Here is a 4967-nt window from a genome sequence, read left to right as displayed (position 1 = left end):
AGCGGATCGGGAGGAGTTCGGGGAGGCGGTCGGCTCCCGGCACGGCGGCCGTCATTTGGACATCGGCGCCGGGGCCCGCACCGAGGTCCTGTTCCATCTGCCGCTGGAGGAGGTCGTACGAGCCGGGCGAGGCCTTTCCCGGCTGCTGCGGCGTTGGAGCACTGGAGTTCGGGGTGGCCGCCCGGACCGCCGAGGGTTTGGGTGCGGACGTAGGACGCTTTCAAGTCTGCCCAGCGGCGGGCCTGTTCGGCCGTCAGGGTGCCGCGCAGTTCGGCCAGCTTCAGCAGGTTGGCCTCCGCGCCCGTGGTGAGGGTCTGGGCCTCGGCCGTGTACTGGTCCTCGACCAGCGCGGCCAGCTCGGTGTCGTTCATGACGGGCTGGATGCGCTGGACGATCCTGTTCATGGTCCGGTAGGAGCCCTGGAGCCGGAACGGCGGTTCGGTGCGGGTCGCGTCGGTCTGGGCGGCCGAGGCGATGTAGGCGGCGTTGACCGCGAGGACGGTCTCGCGGGCGGTGAGCACGTGCCGCAGTACGGCCAAAATCCGTTCCACCTCGGCCGGTGCGTAGGGGTGCGTCAGGCGGTCCGCGCGGGCCGTGGGGTCGTTCTCCGCGAGGCGGACCAGCAGGTCGAGGTCGGTGCGGTCGCGGCCGGCGAGCGGCGCGAGCACCGGGTGGGAGGTGAGGGCGTTCTCGACGAAGCTGAGCGCGAAAGCATCCTCCTTGCCGGTGAGGACGTCACCGAGGTTCCAGACATCGGCGCGGTTGGCGAGCATGTCGGGGACACGGAAGCGGGTGCCGGACTCGGTGTAGGGGTTGCCGGCCATGCAGACGGCGAAGCGCTTGCCCCGCAGGTCGTAGGTCCGGGGCTTTCCGTCGCGTACCCCCTCGATGCGGCGGGTGGCGTCGCACAGCGGGATGAACTTCTGGAGGAGTTCGGTCGAGGTGTGCTGGATGTCGTCGAGGTAGAGGAGCGTGTTGTTCCCTGCCTCCAGCGCGAAGTTGATCTTCTCGACCTCCTGGCGGGCGGTGGCGTTCGGGGCCTCGGCCGGGTCGAGAGAGGTGACACCGTGGCCGAGCGCGGGGCCGTCGACCTTGACGAGAAGCAGGCCGAGGCGGTCGGCGACGTACTCCATCAACGTCGTCTTGCCGTAACCGGGCGGGGAGATGAGCAGGAGCAGCCCGCCGGTGTCGGTGTGCTTCGTCTCGCCCGTGGTGCCGAGTTGCTTGGCCAGGCTGTCACCGACGAGAGGGAGGTAGACCTCGTCGACGATCCTGCCGCGTACGAAGGCCGACATGACCCGTGGCCGGAGTTCGTCGAGCCGGAGCCGGGCGTGTTCGGCCGCCGCGAGCTCTGTACGGCGACGCTGGTAGGCGCGGTGGCCGGGGACGTCGTGGGTGCGGAACGCCCTTGTGCGGGCGAGGAGTTCATCGATTCGCACGGGAAGTGACCGGTCGGTGATGCGGGGATGGACACCCAGCAGTCCTTCGACCGTCTCTGTCAGAGGTGCGTCGGACTCGTAGCGGACCAGGTCGGGGCAGAGCTCGGCGGCCACCGCCTCGGCGAGATCGCCGGGTGGGACGTCCGTGCCGGTGGAGGCGGTGTACGAGGTGAGCCAGGCTTCGACGAGCTGGCGCCGGGCAGAGAGGTCACCGAGGGCGGCGAGGTCGTCGTCGTAGGCCGAAGTGCCCACCGTGCGGCGGAACTTGTCGAGCAGGGTGCGCGTGCCGGCGCTGAGGACGAAGCCGTCGGGTCCGCCGGTCAGCTCCTCGAAGAGGTACGCGGCGGCGCCTTCGTCGCCGATGGCCTCCGCCAGCTCCGCGCGCAGGTCGTCGATGGCGGGTGCGAGGCCGAAGGTGTCTCTGGCGCGGGCCAGTGAGACGGCGCGCCGCTGCCAGTCCCGTCGCGCGTCGACGGTCGCGGTGTGGGTCCAGAACAACTGGGCCGCGGCTCGGGCGGCGGGTTCGTGGCGCAGGGTGCCCGCGGTGTCGTACAGCCGCAGGAGGCTGGTGAGGATGCGGACCGTGTCGTGGTCGTGGACACCGCGTTCGTAGCCCTCGTCGTAGGCGGTGTCCGCGGCCTGCCGCACGAGTTCGGGCAGGTCGGCGTCCGCGAGCGTCTGCGGGCCGTGCTCCTCCAGCAGCCGGGCGGCGAGGTGTTCGGCCCGGTAGACCGCCGGGGACTCCGACGGCAGGGGGCGTTCCCAGTACGGGCGGGTCGCGGTGAAGTCGGGGTCGGTCACCGGTACGCGGTAGTCGGTGCCGGTGACCGCGAAGGCGAGGCCGTCGCCGTGCGGGACGAGGGTGAGGTCAAGGGGCTGGGTGTTGACGGCGAAGCGGTGGGCGCCGAGGCGCAGGGTGCGGCCGTCGTCGGCGTACAGGTCGGTGCGGTCGCGCAGGGCGCGCAGTGCCTCCTGGCGGGCGGCCTTCAGGCGGCCGTCCAGTTCCTCCGCCCTTACCTGGTCGCCGAGTTCGCGCAGTTCGTCGGCGACGCGGCGGACCTTGGCCGGCATCGGGTCGGAGGTGAAGTAGGTGGCGAGAGCGTCCGCGTCGGGAAGGCTGCCGGCGCGGCGGGCGACTGTCCTGAGCACGCGGGCCGCCGAGTCGGCGAGGCGTTCGGCGCGGCGGGCGCGGGCGTCGGCGAGGGTCTGCCTCCGTGCGGAGAACGCCTCGTGGACCTCGTCGCGCTTGTCCGCGAGCGCGCCGAGGAAGTCGTCGAACTCGGCGAATCGGGACTCCAGGTTCTCCACGTGTACGAGCATCCGGGCCAGTTGCTCGTCGCAGGTGTCCGGGCTGTCGGCGACGGCGAGCGCGCCGGTGACCGTCTGGCCGAGCAGGGCGAACTCCGCGGCGAACTCGGCGCGTCCCTCACGGTCGAGGAGTGCGCGACGCCTGCCGTCGAGCGTGGCACGGGCACGGTTGACGCCGCCCATCACCCCGGCGATCCGCTCCAGTACGGCCGTACGGACGGTGGCGTCCGCGATGTCGAGACCGGCGACGACCTCGCTCACCGTGCCCAGCCCGTCGGCGAGTTCGTCGATCCGGGCGGCGACGGGTGCCGCCTCCGCCACGGTGGTGATCGTCCCGGCGTCGGTGACGACCCGTTCGATGTCTGCCTGGTAGCCGGTGAAGGCGTCCTCGCGGGCCAGGTGGGCGACGGCCCGCTGCCCGAACCGGGCGAGGTCGACCTCGGTTCCGGTGGCGAGGTGGTCGATGCGTGCGGTGTCGGCGTACCGCAGGTCCTTGAGAGTGAGCAAGTGCCCCTGGGCTCGGCGGAGTTCGGTCAGTCCCTCGACCCAGTCGGCGGTACCCCGCGGAGCCTCGCCGCGCAACCGCCGTACGACCTGGGCGACCCGGGCCTCGGCCTCGGCGAGCGCGTCGGCGGCCTGGCGGGTGAGGGCCTGGACGGTCTCGAACTCGGACAGCACCTGCTGGGCCGTCGCCCGCACCTGCGTCAACGGCCCGTACAGGTCGCCGAGTTCCGGATCGCCCAGCCAGTGGTGGGAGTCGGCGACGCGTACGCATTCGGCGAGCAGAGCGTCGTAGATCTCGCTCGTCGGCTCGGTCTCGGTGACGGTGCGGGCGAGGGAGAGGCAGTCGGAGATGCCGCGCACGAGGTCGGTGTTGCCGACCCGGGCCAGCGGACCGGAGCCCAGCGGCCGGGTCGCCGCGTAAGTGTCGGAGACGTACGGGGAGTTCCACAGCTGGACCGGGTGCACGCGCTGCGGCTCGTCGTTGTCGGCGCGCAGGATGGTGAGCGTGCCGTCGCCGAAGAGGGCCCAGCCGAGGCAGGAGAGCGGGGTGGTGACCTCCTTGCGGATCATGTTGTACGACAGCAGCAGACTGCGTCCCTCCCCCTGTGAGTGGAACACGTACAGCACGTCCTCGCCGTCGGGCGAGCGGATCTCGCGCTCGAACTCCAGCCCCGCGGTGTCGAGTTCGTACGTCTTGTGGGAGCCGTCGGCCAGGCAGTAGCCACCCGGGAACACGATGCCCTGGTCCTCGGGAAGGCGTCGGCAGGCCCGGCCGATGGCGTCGAGGCGGACGACGGTCCGGGTAAGGGTGTGGAAGACCAGGTACCGGTCGGTGTCCTCCTTGTAGGGGCGGATCCGCAGCAGGATCAGCGGGCCCACGCGGGCGTACGCGATGTCCGCGTCCGCGAGGGACTGGAGGGGCTCGTCGACGGGCTCGGAGTAAATGCCCTCGCCGGTCTCGGTGTTGTTCTCGACCTTGACGGTGAGGGCGCCGCCGACGGTGGCGACGAACATCTCGCGCGCGACGGAGACGTGCGGGTGGCGGCCCAGGACGTGGTCCTCGCGGCCCGTCCGCGTCCAGTCGACGTCGTGGGAGGAGGGGAAGACGTGGTCGCGGTCGCCGCGCGCGTCCAGGAAGGACACCTGGCCGTCCTCGGTGACGGCCCAGCGCAGAACACGGATGTCGCCCGCCTTCTCGCCGGTCCGGAAGACCGCCAGCAGCTTGCCGTCGACCCGGCGGAGCCGGCGGAGGCGGGCCTGGCGGAAGTAGCGGTGAAGGGCGGCGAACTCCTTCACGAACACGGGGTTGTCGAGCAGGCCGGGCACCGCGCCGTCAGGCAGCCGGTTCAGGTCGCGGTCGTGCAGTGTGAACACGTCGCCGACCGTCGTCTGCGGCTTCTGGTCGAGGAAGACGTGGTGACCGAAGAGCAGGAGGTCGCCGACCGCGACGATGTCCCGGGGCACGCAGGAGTGCTCGGTGCGCAGCCGTTCGGTGCCTGCCAACTCCAGCCGGGTGGAGCCGAATTCCTCGACGCGGCGGGCGTTGAGCGCCTCGGCGCGGCGGGCGAGTTCGGCGGCCTGCGCGGTGAGGCGGTCGCGGAGCACCTCGTAGGTTCCGGTGTCGAGCACGTCGGACGCAGCGGTGTCCGGGCCGGTGGTCAATCGCGGCCTCCTCGGCGGAGGCGGCGGCGCCGTCGATGCCGACGTCCGTGGCGA

1 protein-coding gene is annotated in these 4967 nt (G+C 71.6%); it reads right to left on the bottom strand.

The genetic code is table 11. The annotated features are described in order from the left end of the window. On the bottom strand, positions 1-4913 hold a 4913-nt coding region (locus ABZ896_RS51955), incomplete at its 3' end, for a DNA repair ATPase (protein WP_360946294.1). Positions 4914-4967 lie beyond the last annotated feature (54 nt).

The organism is Streptomyces sp. NPDC047072, assembly GCF_040643855.1.
Taxonomy (GTDB): Bacteria; Actinomycetota; Actinomycetes; order Streptomycetales; family Streptomycetaceae; genus Streptomyces.
The sequence above is the reverse complement of the archived record's forward strand: the minus strand, read 5'-3'. Positions and strand labels throughout refer to the sequence as shown.